This window comes from Kribbella sp. NPDC004875, assembly GCF_042873375.1.
GTDB lineage: Bacteria > Actinomycetota > Actinomycetes > Propionibacteriales > Kribbellaceae > Kribbella.
This window is the reverse complement of record NZ_JBIALI010000002.1, coordinates 750,985-768,320: the sequence shown is the minus strand read 5'-3', so window position 1 is coordinate 768,320 and position 17,336 is coordinate 750,985. Positions and strand designations below refer to the sequence as shown.

The 17,336-nt window shown below is 69.9% G+C and carries 16 protein-coding genes; 5 read left to right on the top strand and 11 right to left on the bottom strand.

Annotated features, from left to right (window positions below; all coding sequences use genetic code 11):
- Window positions 1-143 precede the first annotated feature (143 nt).
- From ACFYRH_RS14700 to ACFYRH_RS14685, 4 genes are all read right to left on the bottom strand, one after another.
- Entirely contained in the window at window positions 144-1,076 is a 933-nt protein-coding gene (locus tag ACFYRH_RS14700; protein ID WP_387773793.1) for an LLM class F420-dependent oxidoreductase, read from the bottom strand.
- Window positions 1,077-1,086: 10 nt separating this feature from the next.
- Window positions 1,087-5,334, bottom strand: coding sequence for a hypothetical protein (locus ACFYRH_RS14695; protein ID WP_387773790.1), 4,248 nt, complete (start codon window positions 5,332-5,334; stop codon window positions 1,087-1,089).
- Window positions 5,335-5,476: 142 nt separating this feature from the next.
- The gene (locus tag ACFYRH_RS14690) at window positions 5,477-6,697 is read right to left on the bottom strand and encodes a class I SAM-dependent RNA methyltransferase (RefSeq protein WP_387773787.1); all 1,221 of its coding nucleotides are present in this window, start codon (window positions 6,695-6,697) and stop codon (window positions 5,477-5,479) included.
- Window positions 6,694-8,721 carry an APC family permease gene (locus ACFYRH_RS14685; RefSeq protein ID WP_387773784.1) on the bottom strand — a complete coding sequence of 676 codons (2,028 nt, stop codon included), beginning with the start codon at window positions 8,719-8,721 and terminating at the stop codon, window positions 6,694-6,696. The genes ACFYRH_RS14690 and ACFYRH_RS14685 overlap by 4 nt, the downstream gene beginning before the upstream one ends.
- 95 nt (window positions 8,722-8,816) lie before the next feature.
- On the opposite strand from ACFYRH_RS14685, the gene ACFYRH_RS14680 reads away from it, so the two are divergent.
- Together ACFYRH_RS14680 and ACFYRH_RS14675 are read left to right on the top strand one after the other, a co-directional pair.
- Entirely contained in the window at window positions 8,817-9,479 is a 663-nt protein-coding gene (locus tag ACFYRH_RS14680) for a potassium channel family protein (RefSeq protein WP_387773781.1), read from the top strand.
- Between the two features lie 9 nt (window positions 9,480-9,488).
- On the top strand, window positions 9,489-10,163 hold the full coding sequence (locus tag ACFYRH_RS14675; protein ID WP_387773778.1) for a potassium channel family protein: 675 nt from the start codon (window positions 9,489-9,491) through the stop codon (window positions 10,161-10,163).
- Window positions 10,164-10,209: 46 nt separating this feature from the next.
- Here ACFYRH_RS14675 and ACFYRH_RS14670 read toward each other — a convergent pair whose 3' ends face one another.
- The 4 genes from ACFYRH_RS14670 to dut all read right to left on the bottom strand — a co-directional run bounded on the left by ACFYRH_RS14670 (window position 10,210) and on the right by dut (window position 12,500).
- The gene (locus tag ACFYRH_RS14670; protein ID WP_387773776.1) at window positions 10,210-10,908 is read right to left on the bottom strand and encodes a DUF3159 domain-containing protein; all 699 of its coding nucleotides are present in this window, start codon (window positions 10,906-10,908) and stop codon (window positions 10,210-10,212) included.
- Window positions 10,901-11,290, bottom strand: coding sequence for an OB-fold nucleic acid binding domain-containing protein (locus ACFYRH_RS14665; RefSeq protein WP_387773773.1), 390 nt, complete (start codon window positions 11,288-11,290; stop codon window positions 10,901-10,903). The genes ACFYRH_RS14670 and ACFYRH_RS14665 overlap by 8 nt, the downstream gene beginning before the upstream one ends.
- A gap of 19 nt (window positions 11,291-11,309) precedes the next feature.
- Window positions 11,310-11,960, bottom strand: a complete 651-nt coding sequence (locus ACFYRH_RS14660) for a DUF3710 domain-containing protein (RefSeq protein ID WP_387773770.1) — start codon at window positions 11,958-11,960, stop codon at window positions 11,310-11,312.
- Between the two features lie 87 nt (window positions 11,961-12,047).
- Window positions 12,048-12,500: a dUTP diphosphatase gene (dut, locus tag ACFYRH_RS14655; RefSeq protein WP_387773768.1), complete on the bottom strand. Its 453-nt coding sequence runs from the start codon at window positions 12,498-12,500 to the stop codon at window positions 12,048-12,050.
- A gap of 52 nt (window positions 12,501-12,552) precedes the next feature.
- On the opposite strand from dut, the gene ACFYRH_RS14650 reads away from it, so the two are divergent.
- Together ACFYRH_RS14650 and ACFYRH_RS14645 are read left to right on the top strand one after the other, a co-directional pair.
- Window positions 12,553-13,008: a DUF3093 domain-containing protein gene (locus ACFYRH_RS14650; RefSeq protein ID WP_387773765.1), complete on the top strand. Its 456-nt coding sequence runs from the start codon at window positions 12,553-12,555 to the stop codon at window positions 13,006-13,008.
- 28 nt (window positions 13,009-13,036) lie between these two features.
- Window positions 13,037-13,360: a DUF4235 domain-containing protein gene (locus ACFYRH_RS14645; RefSeq protein ID WP_387773762.1), complete on the top strand. Its 324-nt coding sequence runs from the start codon at window positions 13,037-13,039 to the stop codon at window positions 13,358-13,360.
- A 136-nt stretch (window positions 13,361-13,496) separates the two neighbouring features.
- Here ACFYRH_RS14645 and ACFYRH_RS14640 read toward each other — a convergent pair whose 3' ends face one another.
- The 3 genes from ACFYRH_RS14640 to ACFYRH_RS14630 form a co-directional block, all read right to left on the bottom strand.
- Window positions 13,497-13,796, bottom strand: a complete 300-nt coding sequence (locus ACFYRH_RS14640; RefSeq protein ID WP_130379292.1) for a DUF4193 domain-containing protein — start codon at window positions 13,794-13,796, stop codon at window positions 13,497-13,499.
- Window positions 13,797-14,091: 295 nt separating this feature from the next.
- Entirely contained in the window at window positions 14,092-14,901 is an 810-nt protein-coding gene (locus ACFYRH_RS14635; protein WP_387773759.1) for an inositol monophosphatase family protein, read from the bottom strand.
- Window positions 14,898-15,965 carry a ferrochelatase gene (locus ACFYRH_RS14630; RefSeq protein ID WP_387773756.1) on the bottom strand — a complete coding sequence of 356 codons (1,068 nt, stop codon included), beginning with the start codon at window positions 15,963-15,965 and terminating at the stop codon, window positions 14,898-14,900. Before ACFYRH_RS14630 ends, ACFYRH_RS14635 begins: the two co-directional genes overlap by 4 nt.
- A 72-nt stretch (window positions 15,966-16,037) precedes the next feature.
- On the opposite strand from ACFYRH_RS14630, the gene ACFYRH_RS14625 reads away from it, so the two are divergent.
- A complete protein-coding gene (locus ACFYRH_RS14625) occupies window positions 16,038-17,213 on the top strand; it encodes an MFS transporter (RefSeq protein ID WP_387773753.1) in 1,176 nt (391 codons plus the stop codon).
- Window positions 17,214-17,336: the final 123 nt, after the last annotated feature.

The window sequence follows — 17,336 nt, the reverse complement described above, 5'->3', positions numbered from 1 at the left end:
ATCAAGATACACGACATCGAGTCACTTCCGGTACGACGCTCGGCCAGAAACCGGGGCCGTGAACAGGAACTGGTGGCCTGGGACAGGAAATAACCTGTCCCAGGCCACCGGACGCTGTCCGCGGCCCCGACTCGCGGCGAGTGTCAGGAGACCTGGGGCAGGACCTCGGCCGCGATCACGTCGAGGTGGTCGAGATCCTGCAGGTCCATGATCTGGACGTACTGCCGGTCCGAACCCACCGCGGCGAACCGGCCGAGCCGCTCGACGACCTCGGCCGGGGTGCCGGCGATCGCGTTCGCCTTCAGGTCCTCGACGTCGCGGCCGATCGCCTCTGCACGTTGCTTCACCTGAGCATCGTCCTTGCCGACGACAACGGTGTGCGCGGTCGAGAGGGCGAGCGTCTGCGGGTCGCGACCCACCGCCGTACAGGCCGCGCGGACGCGTTCGAACAGCGTGCTCGTCTCGTCGACGCCGCGGAACCCGGCGTTGAATTCCGCCGCGTACCGCGCTGCGAGAGCCGGCGTACGCTTCTTGCCCGCGCCGCCCACGATGATCGGCGGGTGCGGCTGCTGGACCGGCTTCGGCAGCGCCGGCGAGTCGGTGATCTGGTAGTGCTCGCCCTGGAAGTCGTAGGTCTTCCCGAGCGGCGTGTCCCACAACCCGGTGATCAGCTCGAGCTGCTCGGTGAGGATGTCGAAGCGGCCCTTGGTGTCGGGGAAGGTCAGGCCGTAGGCCTGGTGCTCCCTCTCGTACCAGCCGGCGCCCAGACCGAGCTCGGCGCGGCCGCCGCTCATCTGGTCCACCTGGGCGACCGAGATCGCGAGTACGCCGGGGTTGCGGAACGTGGCCGAGCTGACCAGCGTGCCGAGCTTGATCCGGCTCGTCTCACGCGCCAGGCCGGCCAGCGTGATCCAGGAATCGGTCGGCCCGGGCAACCCGTCACCGCCGCCCATCACCAGGTAGTGGTCCGAGCGGAAGAACGCGTCGAAGCCGTTCTCCTCGGTCTTCTTGGCGACGGCGAGCTGATCATCGTAGGAGGCGCCTTGCTGAGGTTCGATGAAGATCCTGAGAAGCATGGCGCCAACGCTATCTCGCGCTGGTGTACAGCTTCTCCAGGTACGACGGTTGCCACTCCGGGCCGCGGTTGTACAGCCGGCGTACCAGCCCGTCGACGTCGAGGCGCTCCTCGACCGGGTTGTCCCACCAGTCCGGCACCTGGTCGTACCACCGGTCGATCCGCAACGTCCTCCCGGCCGCGTCGATCCGCGCGAACAGCCAGCCACCCTGCTCGTTCTGCGCCTCCGTCAACCAGAGGTCACCGAGCAGACCGGTCAGCTTGCCGGCCGCGAACTCCGGGTCGTCGACCTCCGGCGGCTCCAGGTCGAACCGGTACGACGGCGCGTTCGGATCCAGCACCTGCACCTGGATCGTGAACCCCGACGGCACGATCGCCGTCCGCGCCCGGCACCAGTCGTGCAACGCCCGAAACGCCTCCGACTCCTCAGGCCGCGGCCGAGGCCGCTCCACCTCGGCCCGCATCGCCTCTTCCAGCGATCCGGCCGGCGGCACCACTCGAGGCCCCCCGCCGCCGATCAACCCGAGCCCCGGCACCACCATTCCCGCCACGGCGGCCACAACATCCCCGGCGCCGTCGAACCCGTTGGCATGCCCAGCGCTCTTGTCGCTCCGCGCATCACCTGCGCCGCCGCCCTGCTCCGCTCCCAGGCCGTAGGCATCGCTCTCGCGATCCCTGTCCGCAGCGCGGTAGCTGTCGCCCTGGTGATCCGTGCCGTCGCGGTCCCGCTCGCGGTCCTCGCCACCGTCGGCGGCGTCCCAGGCCGACTCGTCCGGCTCACCGAACTCATCGGCAAACCCGACAGCCTGCATCGCACCGGTGTGCTCGTCGTCCTCCACCACCGGAACGAACCCCGTGGGTACGTCGTCATCCGGATCCGCGCCGTACCCACCAGCCCCATCCGACGCGGACTCGTCGGCGTAGGCCGATGCAGGTTCAACGTCGCCGGACGGCGCGGCCTCCACGTGGCGATCAGGACGCGAGGTTGGGTCGGACCCGGGCTCGGGCTGCGGGATCCGCTCCGGGTCAGGATGCGGCGCAGGCCAAGGCTCGGGCTCCGGCTGGGGAGCCGGCTGCGGCTCAGGCTCCGGCATCGGCTCCGGATCAGGCTGCGGCTCAGGATCGGGCTGCGGTTCCGGATCGGGCTGCGGATACGGCTGTGGTTCAGGCTCCGGCTCCGGCAGTGGTTCCGGCAGTGGTTCCGGTTCCGGATCAGGCACCGGCCGCGGAGTCGGCTCAGGCCCCGGGAACGGCTCAGGCCCCGGTCCCGGAACCGGCGCAGGACTCGGACCCGGACCCGGAGTCGGGATCGGGCCTGGGGTCGGCTCGGGGCGGCCTGGGAACGGCTCGGGAGCCGGTTCCGGGGTCGGCGGAGTCGGCTCGGGCCACGGGGCCGGGTGGGGTTCTGGCTGCGGCCACGGACCCGGCTGGGGTTGCGGCTGCGGCCAGGGCCCGGGTTGAGGGTGAGGTTCTACTTGACCTCGAGCCTCATGCCCCAAGGCATCAAGTCCAGCACCGGCCGCACCAAAGCCCTCATCCTCGCCAGAATCCAACGCGTCAGACCAGTACGTCGGCCGAGCCATCTCATCCGCAGACCCATCCGACTGCCGCTCCGACGCCTCGACCGAGGGCCGCTCGGACGCCTCGACCGACTGCCGCTCGGACGCCTCGACGTACGCCGGTGCATCCAGCGGCTCCGTCTCCCCCGGCACGTCGACCACCGCAGGAATCTCCGCGGTCTGATCCTCCGCATCGAGATCCGCATCCAGCTCCACGCCCACCGGATCCGATGCCTGCTGCCCCGGCACCTGCGCAGACGTCGTGGGCTCGTCCTGCGCTACCGGAGCAAACGGCGACGGACCGGTAAAGGACGCCGGCTCCTCCTCGTCACCTGCCGGCTCGACATCGAGAACCGCCTCGATCTCAGCCGTAGGCGCGTCGTCATCCTCAAGCTCCGAGCCGTCGCCGTACTCCGAGCCCCCCGCCCCCGCGTCCCGCCCCGATGCAAACGGCGAGTCCGTCGGCAGCGCATCGTGAGGTGCCGTCGGCCCGAACGACGAGATCCCGGAGGCCCCGTCACCAGACGAACCCAGCGCGAACGGCGAGCTCGCGGGAGCCGCGTCACCAGCTGAGCCCGGTGCAGACGGTGCATCCGCACGACCCACGTCTCCACGGGCGCTCGGCGCGAAGCGGGAGTCCGCGACCAGCGCGTCGTGAGCCGCGGTCGGCGCGAACGGCGAGTTCGCGGGGGCTGCGTCTCGAGCCGAGCCCGGTGCAGACGACAGCTCTTCACCGTCAGCCTCTCCGCGGGCGCTCGGCGCGAAGCGCGAGTCTGCGGGCAGCGCGTCGTGAGCTGCAGTCGGCGCGAACGGCGAAGTCGCGGGTGCCGCGTCACCAGCTGAGCCCGGCGCGAACGGCGAGTTCGCGGGGGCCGCGTCACCAGCTGAGCCCGGTGCAGGCTGTCCGTCTGCATGGCCTAGGTCGCCGCGGGCGCTCGGTGAGGGGCGGGACTCGGCGGGTACGGCGTCGTGGGGTGCCGTCGGGGCGAAGGGGGAGGTTGTGGGGGTTGTGGGCTCGTTGAGGGCGGCGGGGTCTTCTACCCATTCGCCGTTGATCCAGGCCGGGCCGGTCCACTCCGCGTGTGGGGGGCGGGCCGGGGGCTGGGGGGTGGCGGGTGGGTGGTTGGTGGTGTCTTCGGCGAAGGGGTCGTACTGGCTGGTGGATTCCTGATCGGACCAGGAGGGTTGTTCGGCGGTTTCCCAGTCCTGGTCCGCGGTGGGGGTCGCGGGGGCGGGAGCGTCGGCGAAGAGGCTGTTGTAGAAGTCTTCGCCTTCGTACTGGCCGCCGCCTACGCGTGGAGGTTCGGAGGACGGGAGGATCGGGTTGTACGGCGGGTGCGCGGTGGGGAGGCCGGGCGCGGAGATGCCCTCGGGGAGGTACGCGCCGGGCGCGGCGGGGTCCTGGGGGCGGGGTGGGTACGTTCCGTTCCCGGAGTGCGGGCCGGCGTGGGCCTGAGGATCGTGCTGCGCGTGCGGACCGAAGTACCCCGGATCCTGCTGGGCGTGCGGGCCCGCGTCAGCGCGCGAGTCGTGCTGCGCGTGCGGGCTGAAGTACCCAGGGTCCTGGCGTGAGCCAGGTTGCGCTTGAGGTCCAGCGTCGGCCCGCGGGTCGTGCTGCGGATGCGGACTGGAGAACCCCGGGTCCTGGCGTGAGCCAGGTTGCGCGTGGGGTCCAGCGTCGGCGCGCGAGTCGTGCTGGGTGTGCGGGCTGAATAACCCACGTTCCGGCTCGGAGGATGCGGCTGGGTGGGCGTGGGGGGTGTGCGCCTCGGACTCGGGACCGCGGTTGAGGTCCGCGCCGGAGTCGGGTTTGCGGCGGCGGAGCCAGCCTTGTTTCTTGGATGTGATGCCGTAGTCGTCTTCGGGAGGAGACGACGGGGTGGGTCGGGGACCTGGGGGCGGCGGGTCGTCGATGGGTTGGCCGGTGAAGGGGCTGATGCCAGGAGGTACTACGAAGGACTCTTCGTCCTCCGGCGGCCGCGGGTCTCCGATCACGGGATCTTCAACGACCGAGACCTCGGCCGTGTCAGGGTCTTCGGGGAAACTTGCCGGTACTGCAAAGTTTCGGGTGAAGTCCTCGGCCGCGACCGCACCGGCCGCGAGGTCCGGCTGGACCGGGGACCGCGGGTCGATCCCGAAGTGCGCGAAGAACGCCCCGAGGGCCTCGGCCGGCACCCCCGAACCCTTCGCGGCGTGGATCAGTTCGACGCCGTACGGGCGGAGTTCGTCGAGCCCACCGAGATAGTCGGACCACTCGGCGACCCACTCGATCATCTCGTCCGCGGCGGCCTCGTCGGACGTGATCCATTGCCCGATCGCCGCGAACCCGTCCTCGGCCGGCTGCCACGGATCGCCGGGGTACGACGCCCGCGCCCACGTCCCGTTGAACGCGCCGTACACGAACCCCAGCTCCCCCGCCGACTGCCGCTGCCGCACCTCGGGTTGTGCGATCCAGTCGGGTGAGCCGGCCAGCAGGTCCGCGCCGGCGGTCTGGCTGTGCTGGGTGTGGAAGCCCCACAGCACCACACGCCCGTCACCGAGCCGGACCATCCGGAGCACCGAGGCGGTCTCGTCCTGGTGGTGGTACCCGTCGTCGTCGGCGTACCACCGCCGATCGAAGCCCGTGGCATGGGCGACCGCGGCGAGGGCGGTCCAACGAGCCCGCAACTCCTCCGGGTCGTCCAGGTCAACGAGCGGCATCAGGTCTCCAGCGCATTGGAATCCAGGGCCAGAACGCTACCCGAGGCCCCCTTGACTCACCACTTCCGGTCATGGGGCCTCCCGTCCTGGACTGAGGAGCGGAGGGAGCGAAGCGACCAGAGCGACGAGGGAAGGACGGGAGTTACAGCCCCATGACCCGCCGCGACGGAGTCGCGGCATCAGCAGAGTCCACAGGCTGGAGAACAGCCACGCACTCTATGTGGTGGGTCATGCCGAAGAGGTCGAAGGCGCGTAGTGACGCGATCCCGTAGCCGAGCCGCCCGAACGTCTTCAGGTCCCGCGCCAGCGCTGCAGGATCGCAGGCGACGTACGCGATCCGTCGTGGTCCGAGGGCCGCGATCCGCCGTACGACGTCCTTCCCGGCCCCGGTCCGCGGCGGGTCGAGGACGACCAGATCCACGTGCTCCAGTCCCTGACCGACCGCGGCGTTGAGCACCCGGTCGACGTCGCCGTTCTCCAGGGTCACGCCGTCCAGGTCGTGCAGGTTGCGCCGGGCGTTCCGGACCGCGTCCTTGTCGCCCTCGATCGCGAGCACCGGGCACCCGGCCTCGGCCAGGAAGGCGGCGAACAGCCCGACCCCGGAGTACAGGTCCAGCGCCGTCTCCCCCGCGACCGGTTCCAGCCCGCTCAGTACGGCGTCCACCAACATCTCCGGCGCCGCCGGGTGCACCTGCCAGAACCCACCGGCCTCGACCAGGAACCGCCGATCCCGCACGACCTCGACCAGGCGCTCACCAGGGTCCTGGTCGGTCTGTACGGCGGTCTTCCCCTCCGACGACACCACGGCCTGCACCGAGGACACGCCCGGCCAGCGCTCCGACAGCACGTCGGGTGTCCCCGGGTGCGCGATCAGGCAGTGCTCGACCGGCACCAGGTCGTGCGAGCGGTGCGCGTACATCCCGGGGCGGCCGTCCACCACGGCGTACCGCATGCGGGTCCGCCAGCCGAGCCCGTCGTCGCCGGGTGACTCCATCACGACGGTTCGCTCGATGCCACCGATCCGCCGGAGGGTGTCCGACACCACCGTCGCCTTCAGCCGGCGCTGCTCGACGATGTTCGCGTGCTGGAAGTCGCAGCCGCCGCACAGGCCGGGGCCGGCGTACGGGCATGGCGGCTCGGTCCGTTGCGGCGACGGTGTCAGCACCGAGACCGCGTCGGCCCGCAGGTACTTCGCCGTCTGCTCGGTGATCCGCGCGTGCACCAGCTCCCCCGGCAGCGCGTGCCGGACGAACACCACCTGCCCCTCGTGCCGGGCGACGCAGTGTCCCCCGTGCGCGACTGGCCCTACCTCCAGCTCGACTACCGTCCCGATCAGACTGTCGTCGTCGTTCTCGTCCCTCACCGATCTCCTGACGCCTTGCGGGCACCGCGCCGTACCTGGCCGGCCACCCGTTCCACCCGGTCCTGCCGCTCCTCGGCCCCCTGCGACGAGAGCAGCTGGTAAGGAACGGACGTAACCATCACACCAGGTGTGAACAAGAGCCGCCCCTTGAGCCGGAGTGCGCTCTGGTTGTGCAGGATGTGTTCCCACCAGTGCCCGACGACGTACTCCGGGATGTACACCATCACCACGTCCCGCGGCGACTGCCGCCGGATGTCCTGCACATACTGCAGGATCGGCCGGGTGATCTCCCGGTACGGCGAGGCGAGTCGCTTCAGCGGGATCGGGATACCGCGCGCGTCCCAGTCGGCCTGCAGCGCGTCGGACTCGTCCCGGTCGACGTCGACGGTGACCGCCTCGAGCGTGTACGGCCGGGCCGCCTTGGCGAACGCCAGCGCCCGCAGGGTCGGCTTGTGCAGCTTGGAGACCAGCACGATCGAGTGCACCCGGGACGGCAGCATCAGCGGCTCGGCGTCCTCCGCGGACATCTGCCGGCCGACCGTCTCGTAGTGCCGGCGGATGCCCTTCATCAGCACGAACAGCGCGGCCATCGCGATGATCGCGATGTAGGCGCCGTGGGTGAACTTGGTCAGCAGCACGATCACCAGCACCACGCCGGTCATCGTCAGGCCGATCGCGTTGATCACCCGGGAGCGGTACATCTGCCGCCGCTTGGCGGCGTCGGACTCGGTCTTCAGGTGCCGGGTCCAGTGCCGGATCATGCCGAACTGGCTGAGCGTGAAGCTGACGAACACCCCGACGATGTACAGCTGGATCAGCTTGGTGACCTGCGCGTCGAACGCGACGATCAGGGCCGCCGCGCAGAGCGCCAGCAGGATGATCCCGTTGCTGTACGCGAGCCGGTCGCCCCGGGTGTGCAGCTGGCGCGGCAGGTAGCCGTCCCGGGCCAGGATCGAGCCGAGCACCGGGAAACCGTTGAACGCGGTGTTGGCGGCCAGCACCAGGATCAGCATCGTCGCGCCGATCACCAGGTAGAAGGCCGGCGGGAAGTTCGAGAACACCGAGTCACCGATCTGGCCGATCACGGTCTTCTGGGTGTAGCTGTCGCCGACCGGCTGCCCGTTGCGGTACAGCTGCGTCGCGGGGTCCTCGGCGTACCGGAGCTGGATCTTGTTGGCCAGGAACAGGATGCTCATCAGCATCGTGACGGCGATCGAGCCGAGCAGCAGCAGCGTGGTGGCCGCGTTCCGGCTCTTCGGCTTCCGGAACGCCGGTACGCCGTTGCTGATCGCCTCGACACCGGTCAGCGCCGCACAGCCGGACGAGAACGCGCGGGCGAGCAGGAACACCGCCGCGAGCCCGGTGAACACCTCGTGCCCGGACTCGGCGCGGACCTCGAAGCCGGCGCTCTCGGCCAGCGGCAGGTTCCCGGCGCTCAGCCGGATCAGTCCCCAGATCGCCATCCCGATGATCGAGAACATGAAGATGTACGTCGGGACCGCGAACACGGCTCCCGACTCGCGGACCCCGCGGAGGTTCATCGCGGTCAGCAACAGCACCAGGCCGACCGCGAGCGGTACTTCGTGCCCCTCCAGGAACGGCAGCGCCGACTTGGCGTTCTGGACGCCGGAGGAGATCGACACTGCGACGGTCAGTACGTAGTCGACCATCAGCGCGCTCGCGACGGTCAGGCCGGCGGTAGGCCCGATGTTCACCGTCGCGACCTCGTAGTCACCCCCACCCGACGGGTAGGCGTGCACGTTCTGCCGGTACGACGCGACCACGACCAGCATCACGAACGCGACCAGCAGGCCGATCTTCCAGGAGTAGCTGTACGCCGCCAGTCCGGCGATCGACAGCGTCAGGAAGACCTCGTCAGGTGCGTACGCGACCGACGACAGCGCGTCGCTCGCGAACACCGGGAGGGCGATGCGCTTCGGCAGCAGGGTCTCACCCAGCTGGGTGCTGCGCAGTTTGCGCCCGAGCAGCAGCCGTTTACCGATATCGCCTAGAGCGGGAGTCACACCGGTGATGTTAGAGGGCCCCCCGTTCCGGTGTAGCGTCTATCCCTGCCGAACCGAGCCAGCAGCCCCGCAACGGGGCGAGGAGTGATCACGAAGTGCACGTCGTCATCATGGGCTGCGGCCGCGTCGGGTCGATGCTCGCGCGCGGTCTGGAACGCCGCGGTCACACGGTCGCGATCATCGATCAGACGGCCGACGCGTTCCGCCGGCTGAGCCCCAACTTCACCGGCCGCACCATCGTCGGGATGGGCTTCGACCGGGAGGTGCTGATCGAGGCCGGCATCGAGGACGCCGAGGCCTTCGCCGCCGTCTCGAACGGTGACAACTCGAACATCCTGGCGGCGCGGGTGGCCCGGGAGACGTTCGGGGTCAGCAACGTGGTCGCCAGGATCTACGACCCGGGCCGCGCCGAGGTGTACCAGCGGCTCGGCATCCCCACCGTCGGCACGGTCCGCTGGACCGTCGACCAGATGATGCGCCGGCTGCTCCCCGAGGGCTCCGAGCCGGAGTGGCGGGACCCGTCGGCCACCGTCCGGCTCGCCGAGGTGCATGTGCACGCGGAGTGGATCGGCCGGCTCGCGTTCGACATCGAGAAGGCCACCGGGGCCCGGGTCGCGTTCCTGACCCGGCTCGGCGAGGGCCTCCTGCCCCGCGCCGACACGGTCATCCAGGAGGGTGACCTGGTGCATGTGGTGATGCTGGAGCGGGACGCCGCCGCGATCGAGTCCCAGCTCGGCACCAAACCTGAAGAGGCCTGAGGAGCTGAGATGCGGGTAGCCATCGCCGGAGCCGGCAACGTCGGTCGTTCGATCGCCGGTGAACTGCTGGAGAACGGCCACGAGGTACTGCTGATCGACAAGGACCCGCGGGCGATCAAGGCCGAGTCGGTGCCGCGCGCCGAGTGGCTGCTGGCCGACGCCTGCGAGCTCTCGTCGCTCGAGGAGGCGGCGCTGCAGCGCTGCCAGGTCGCGATCGCCAGCACCGGTGACGACAAGGTCAATCTGGTCGTCTCCCTGCTCGCCAAGACCGAGTTCGGGGTCCCGCGAACCGTTGCCCGGGTCAACCACCCGCGCAACGAGTGGATGTTCAACGAGGCCTGGGGCGTGGACGTGTCGGTCTCGACGCCGCGGATCATGTCCGCGCTGGTCGAGGAGGCCGTCTCGGTCGGCGACCTGGTCCGGCTGTTCACCTTCCGCCAGGGCGACGCGAACCTGGTCGAGCTGACCCTGCCCGAGGACTCCCCGATGATCGGCCAGCGGGTCGGCGACGTCGACTGGCCGCTGGACACCGCGCTGGTGGTGATCCTCCGCGAGGGCCGGGTACTGCGCCCGGACCCGGAGGGCACGCTGGAGCTCAACGACGAACTGCTGTTCGTCGCGGCGGACGAGACCGAGGAACAGCTCGAGGACATGCTGTCCCCGCACCACCGCAAGGCGGAGTGAATGAGAGCGCCCCGGCCGATCGATCGGCCGGGGCGCTCTCATCGAACTACTTGGTCTCGGACTGTTCTTTCTCGGGCTGGACCTCGGGTTTCGTCCCTCGCAGCAGGTGGGTGAAGTTCTCCTTGACCTCGTCCCACTTGTCCTCCGGCATCGAGCCGCGCAGGACGGCGTACGCCGCCCACAGGGTCACCGCGTAGAACGGGAGACCGAGCGCGATCTTCGCGATGCCGAGGGCGTCCACGTTGTGCACCAGGTACAGCGGGACCATGATCGCCAGCCGGGTCCCGACCTGGGCGGCGAACACGATCGTCACCCGGTTCAGCGCCCGGAACAGCACCGGGTCGTCGCGCCAGGCCATCCAGGTCTGGGTGATCGCGCCGTACAGCACGCCGAACAACGGGTACCTGGTCAGGATCGTGACCAGGTAGATCACGCCGAAGACCGCGTTCAGCAGGATGCCGGGCAGGAACGCGTCCTCTGCCTGACCGGTGTGGTGTGCCGTCCAGGCGGAGATCAGGACGCCGACGAAACCGGCGATCACGCTGGCGATCGGCTTGCGCCGTACCAGCCGGAACAAGGCCACCACGCCGGCCGCCGAGATCGCGACGATCAGCGCGAGTTTCAGGTTGTGGTCACTGAACCCGTAGACCAGGGTGAACGCGATCCAGGGCAGGCCGACGTCGACCAGCATCCCGACCCAGCCACCGATCTGCTGCGAGCCGGACTTCTTCGCCGCCTCAGCCATGAGCTTCCTGGGGACGGAGCTCGTAGCGCGGATTGAACATCACCCGGTCGCCGTCGACGACCCCGATCCGGCCGGAGGCGATCAGCTCCGAGCCGGCGTGGATCCCGCCGATCTTGCGGCGGCCGAGCCAGATCAGCTTGACCGTGCCGGTTCCGTCGTACAACTCGCCCTCCAAAGCCGGTACGCCGCCGCGCGGACTGAACGTGATGGTGCGCAGCGTGCCGTACAGCGTGACCAGCTCCCGGTCGTGGCAGCCGGTGATGGACCGCGCGCCGCAGTCGTGCGCGAAGTCCTGAAGGACCTCGGCGTCCTGCTGATCGCGGTCTCCGGCCAGCCCTCGGAAGGCACGCTTCCACAGCCCCGCGGGTTTGTTGCTACCCATGATGTCGAGTGTAATCCGCTCAGGCCTCTTCGGGGACGTTCGGCTGGGCGCCGGGGGGCATCTGCAGCGGCAGCGACTCGCGCGCGATCATCGGCTCGTCGCCGCGGACCACCACGACGTTGCGCAGCGTCTCCTCCATCGGCGCCGCGGCGTCCGGCTCGACCGCGGCGCGGCCCAGCACGGTGCCGCGGAGCAGCCAGCGCGGGCCGTCCACACCGATCACCCGGGAGGTCTGGCTGAAGATCTGTCCCTGCGGGTCCTCGACCGGGACGACCAGCACCAGTTCGGTGCCGAACGTGCCCTCGGTCTCGGTCGCCGTACCGCCCATCCGGCTGGCCTCGGCGGCGATCTCCTGGCGGACCTCGTCCCAGATGCCGCTGGTCTTCGGCGCCGCGAACGCGCGCAGCTCCAGGGCCGAGTCCTCCAGCATCAGCAGCACCGCCTGGACGACACCGCTCTGCTCGTCGACCTGCAGGCCGAGCTCCATGCCGGGCATCCCGGTGATCACCAGGGCGCCCAGGTCGATCCGCTCCTCCGCCTCGAGCACGTCGGCGCCGACCTCGGAGGAGTCGAACGGCCCCTCGGCGCGGACGTCCACCGGCGCCTCGTCGGCGGCGGTCCCCGCGTCCGTCTCGGGATCTTCGTTCTTGCCCTTACGGCGGAAGATCACAGCTGTTGCCTACTTCCTTGATGTTTGTCCGGCCGCTGGTACAGCGCCGTAGTCTCCCGCATCCGCCAGGTCAGCGGGTGCACCTGATCAGCGTGTCACATCTCCGAAGCCACCGGTCGACCCGTGTCCCCCGTCGCCCCGCGCCGATCCGGGCAACGTGGTCACCTCGACGAACCGGGCCTTCTCGACCTGCTGGACGACGAGCTGGGCGATCCGGTCGCCGCGCCGCACCGTCACCTCGGCGTGCGGGTCGAGGTTGATCAGGTTGATCTTGATCTCGCCGCGGTAGCCGGCGTCGACGGTGCCGGGCGCGTTCACGATCGAGACGCCATGCTTGTGGGCCAGGCCGGAGCGCGGGTGCACGAACGCGGCGTACCCGTCCTGAAGGGCGATCGCGATGCCGGTGCCGACCAGGCCGCGCTCCCCCGGCTTCAGGGTCAGGTCGGCGGCCGCCACCAGGTCCGCGCCGGCGTCGCCGGGATGCGCGTACGACGGGATCGGCAGGTCGGGGTCGAGTCGCTGGATCAGTACCTCGGTCACGAGAGGTGACCCTATCGAGCGCGCCGGAGCAGGTTCGTGCCAGGCTGGCCCCGTGGGTACGTATCGGGAGAGTCTGCGGGTGCCGGTGTCCTGGTGGATCATCGCCGCCGCCGCGGTCGTCACGCTGTTCGTCATCGTCGCGGTGCCGGTGTCGGTACCGGCCGGAGCGATCGTCGCCGGACTGGCCGCCGTACTGCTGCTGCTCCTCTTCGTCCGGTACGGCGGTGCGCGGGTCGAGGTCGACGACCGGCACCTGCGCGCCGGACGCGCCGAGATCGACCGCTCGTACCTCGGGACCGTCGAGGCGCTGACGGGTGAACAGGCCCGGCTGGCGTTCGGGCGCGACTGCGACCCGAAGGCCTACCTGGTACTGCGCAGTTACCTGCGTGGCGCGGTCCGGGTCCAGATCACCGATCCGGGCGACCCGACGCCGTACTGGGTGATCGCCACGCGCCACCCCGACCGGTTGGCTGCCGCGCTCAGCGGGCACAGCGTGGGAAGATCCTGACTGTCAGGAGTCGTGTTAGGAGGGTGCAGTGGTCGGAGCGAAGATCGGCTGGAAGCTGGTACAGGCCGCGTTCACGATCGTGGTCGGCCTGGCCGCGAGCAAGGCGGTCAGCACGGCCTGGAAGCTCGGATCCGGTGGGAAGCCGCCGAAGCACGGCGAAGGCGGGTACGCCGAGGTGATCACCTGGGCGGCGACCAGCGCCGCCGCGGCGGCCGCCGCGAAGCTGTTCGCCGAGCGCCGGGCCGCGGCCTATTGGCTGAAGTCCACCGGGTACGCCCCGCCCGGCTACGAGCAGGCCGCCGCTGACGGAACGTTGCTGAAGAGCATCAGCAAGAAGTCGGACGACGAATAGTCAGCGAGTAGTACGTCGATTCAAGCGAGTGGTCGGTTCAAACGCCTGACCGGCCGCGGACGCACAACAGCGGGACCAGCCCACCAGGAGTGGGCCGGTCCCGCTGTTGCGTTCGTGACGAAGCAGGGCCGCTCGGTCAGGCTGCGCAGTCGCGGCAGATCAGCTGCCCGTTCTTCGTTTCGGCGAGCTGGCTGCGGTGATGAACCAGGAAGCAGCTCGAACAGGTGAACTCGTCGGCCTGACGCGGGAGGACCCGGACTGCCAGCTCCTCGTGGCTCAGGTCCGCGCCGGGCAGCTCGAAGCTCTCCGCGGCCTCGGCCTCGTCCTCGTCGACCTTGCCGGAGTTCTTGTCGTGACGGCGAGTCTTCAGCTCCTCGATCGACTCTTCGGAAGCGTCCTCGTCCGTCTTGCGCGGGGCGTCGTAATCAGTCGCCATGGTGTTTCCCTGCCCTCTTCGTACCCGTGGTGTTGCCTGCTGAGCCCTTGAACGGGTGGAGCGGCCGAGAAATTCCGCGTCGGCGCACCGCGCTGAATCTTCGTCCCCCGAAACCCTTGACAGCCAGGCCGGGACCGGCAAACACCGTTCCCGAGGACGGGATTGTGCCCTATAACGCTCCGCAATGCACGACTGGGTCCATGCTGTGGCCCGCGTGTCGCGACAAATGTCAGGACCGAACACCAGAATGCTCGTTAGTGCGCGATACTGCGCATGAACGAGCACTCTTCAACGATCAAGCGCGCAACGGGTTCGCGGCGGCCAGCAGATCGTGGAACGGCCCGAACAGCGCCGGACTGGCCGCGATCGACATCTCCGGCGACACCGGCGCACCGTGCAGCCCGCCGACCGCGGCGCCGGCCTCGGCCGCGATCAGCGCGCCCGCGCCGTAGTCCCACGGGTTCAGACCGCGCTCGAAGACCACGTCCAGCCGCCCGCAGGCGACGTAGCAGAGGTCGATCGCGCCGACGCCGATCCGGCGGATGTCGCGGACCTGGGTGATCAGGTGCTGGATCACCTCCGCCTGCACCTGGCGCCGCGCCGGGTCGTACCCGAACCCGGTCCCGACCAGGGCCTTGGCCAGCTCGGTCTCCCCCGACACCTCGATCGGCTCGCCGTTCGCGAACGCGCCGCCACCCTTGGTCGCGGTGAAGACCTCACCCTTCGGCGCGTCAACCACCACGCCGGCGACGGTCTCCCCGGCGTACTCCACCGCGATCGAGACGGCGTACGTCGGGAGGTCGTAGAGATAGTTGACGGTGCCGTCGATCGGGTCGACGACCCAGCGCACGCCGCTGGGGCCGACCACGTCGTCGCCCTCCTCGCCGAGGAACGAGTCGTCCGGGCGGGCCTGCAGGACCCGGGCCCGGATCAGCTCCTCGGACTCCCGGTCGACGGCGGTGACGACGTCGGTGACGGTGCTCTTGGTGTCGGCGACGGTGATCCGGCCGCGGCGGCGTTCGACGATCAGGCTCGCTGCCTCCTCCGCCACCTCCACGGCCAGCTTCAGCAGGTCCTGGGGGCTCTCGGTGCTCTCAGGGCTCATACGGCTTCCTTCGGGGTCGGTCGGCGCAGGGCAGGGCAGCAGTCGGGGCGGCAGTCGTCCCAGGCGGGGCCGAGCTTGCCGACGCAGGGCCGGACGGGCTGCTCGCCGCGCTCGGCGGCGGCCCGCTCGACGACCAGGTCGCGGAGCATCGTGACGAACTTCTCGTCGGTTCCCGGGGTCGCGGCGCGCGCCATCGGCAGCCCGAGCTTCGCGGCGGTCTTCGCGGCCTCGGTGTCGAGGTCGTAGATGACCTCCATGTGGTCGCTGACGAACCCGATCGGTACGACGGCAACACCGGGCACGCCCGCGGCGGCGAGTTCCTCCAGGTGGTCGTTCACGTCCGGCTCGAGCCACGGCACCCGCGGCGGACCGGACCGCGAGCAGTAGACCAGGTCGTTCCGCAGGGTTCGCCCGGTCCGGCGCTCGAGCTCGGCGGTGATCTCGGCGGCGACGTCCAGGTGCCAGTCGACGTACCCGTTGCCGTCCGGGCCGCTGGTCGCGTTCATCGCGGTCGGGATGGAGTGCGTCACATACGCGATCGCGGAGCCCTCGGGCAGCTTGCTCAGCGCCTCGGCGGTCGACTCCACGAACGACCCGACGAAACCGGGATGGTTCGCGTAGTGCCGGAGCTTGTCGATCCGCGGCGCGTCCGGGACCTCACGGGCGGCGTCCTCGAGGTTCTCCCGGTACTGCCGGCAGCCGGAGTACGACGGGTAGGCGGACGTGACGATGACCACGGCCCGGCGTACCCCGTCGGCGGTCATCTCGCGCAGCGTGTCGGTCAGGTACGGCGCCCAGTTGCGGTTGCCCCAGTAAATCGGCAGGTCCAGCCCGATCTCGTCGAACGACGCCCGCAACGCCGCGAGCAGCGCCCGGTTCTGGTCGTTGATCGGGCTCTTGCCGCCGAACGAGTAGTAATGCTCCCCGACCTCTTTCAGCCGCTCGTCCGGGATGCCCCGGCCGCGGGTCACGTTCTGCAGGAACGGCAGGACGTCGTCGGGCTTCTCGGGGCCACCGAAGGAGAGCAGGAGGACAGCGTCGTACGGGGGTGCGGCGGGTGACATATTCCAAGCTTCTCAGACGGCCATCCCTTAAGGTGTTCCCGGTCTCTCATGCTCAAGCCTTACGTTCACCTCATGCGCCGGCCCGGCGCCGGCGCGTTCTTCTCCGCCGGCATCCTCGGGCGGATGCCGATCTCGATGATCGGGCTCGGGATCGTCATCCTGATCGCCCAGGAGAGCGGCTCGTACGGTCTGGCCGGCGCGATCTCCGGCGTGGCCGTGATCGCCGGAGCCCTGACCGGTCCGATCCAAGGCCGCCTCGTCGACCGCTTCGGCCAGCGCGGCCTGCTGCTGATCGGTTCGGTGGCCTGCACCGTCGCATTGGCCGGGCTGCTGCTCGCGGTGCGTGCCGGTGCGGCTACCTGGGTCCTCTACGCGCTGTCGTTCCTTGCCGGCGGCACCCGTCCCCAGGTCGGCTCGTTCGTCCGGGCCCGCTGGACGCATCTGCTCGGCCGCGGGCGCGCCCTGCAGACGGCCTTCGCGCTCGAGGCTGTCGGCGACGAGGTGGTCTTCATCGTCGGCCCGGTCCTGGTCACCACCCTCGCGACCCAGATGAGTCCGTACGCCGCCCTGTCCGCGGCCGGCGTACTCGGGCTCGCCGGCGGGCTCTGGCTGGCGCTGCTGCGCGGCTCCGACCCGCCGGGACGCGGCAAGTCGAACGGCGCCGAGCAGGCGCCGCTCCCCTGGCTGTCGATCATGCTGCTCAGCCTGATCGGTCTCGGTCTCGGCGCGACCCTCGGTGGCGCAGAGGTCATCACCGTGGCGTTCACCACCGAGAAGGGCCAGGCCGGGCTGTCCGGCGTCGTACTCGCGGTCTGGGCGTTCGGCAGCCTGCTCGCGGGCCTCTGGTACGGCTCGGTGCACTGGCGGGCGCCGGTCGAACGGCGACTGCTGTTCGGGACGATCGCGCTCGCCATCACCCTCGCACCACTCCCCTGGGTCACCAGCGTGCCGATGCTCGGTGTGGTGCTGTTCTGCTGCGGTATGACGATCGCTCCGACGATGGTCGCGGTGACGGCGTGTGTCGAGGAGTGGGTGCCGCCCGAGCGCCTGACCGAGGCGATCACCTGGACGGTGACGGGCATCCTCCTCGGCGTCGCCCCCGGTAACGCGGCGGCCGGTCATGCCGTCGACGTCTGGGGCCCGTCGAACGCCTATTGGGTCCCGTTCAGCGTCGGCATCGCGTGCGCGATCGTCGCCGCGATCTCCATCACCTTCGCTCGGCCCAAGGAAAGGTTCGCCCACAACTGATATGGCGTGAGTTTTTCAAGTGGCAGGTCGTGGCACCGTTTTGGTGGTTCACCTCAGAAATGGTCCGTTCCCCAGCGGCATGCCAACTGCTCAGGGACAACATCAGGGGTGAACCGATAGCGA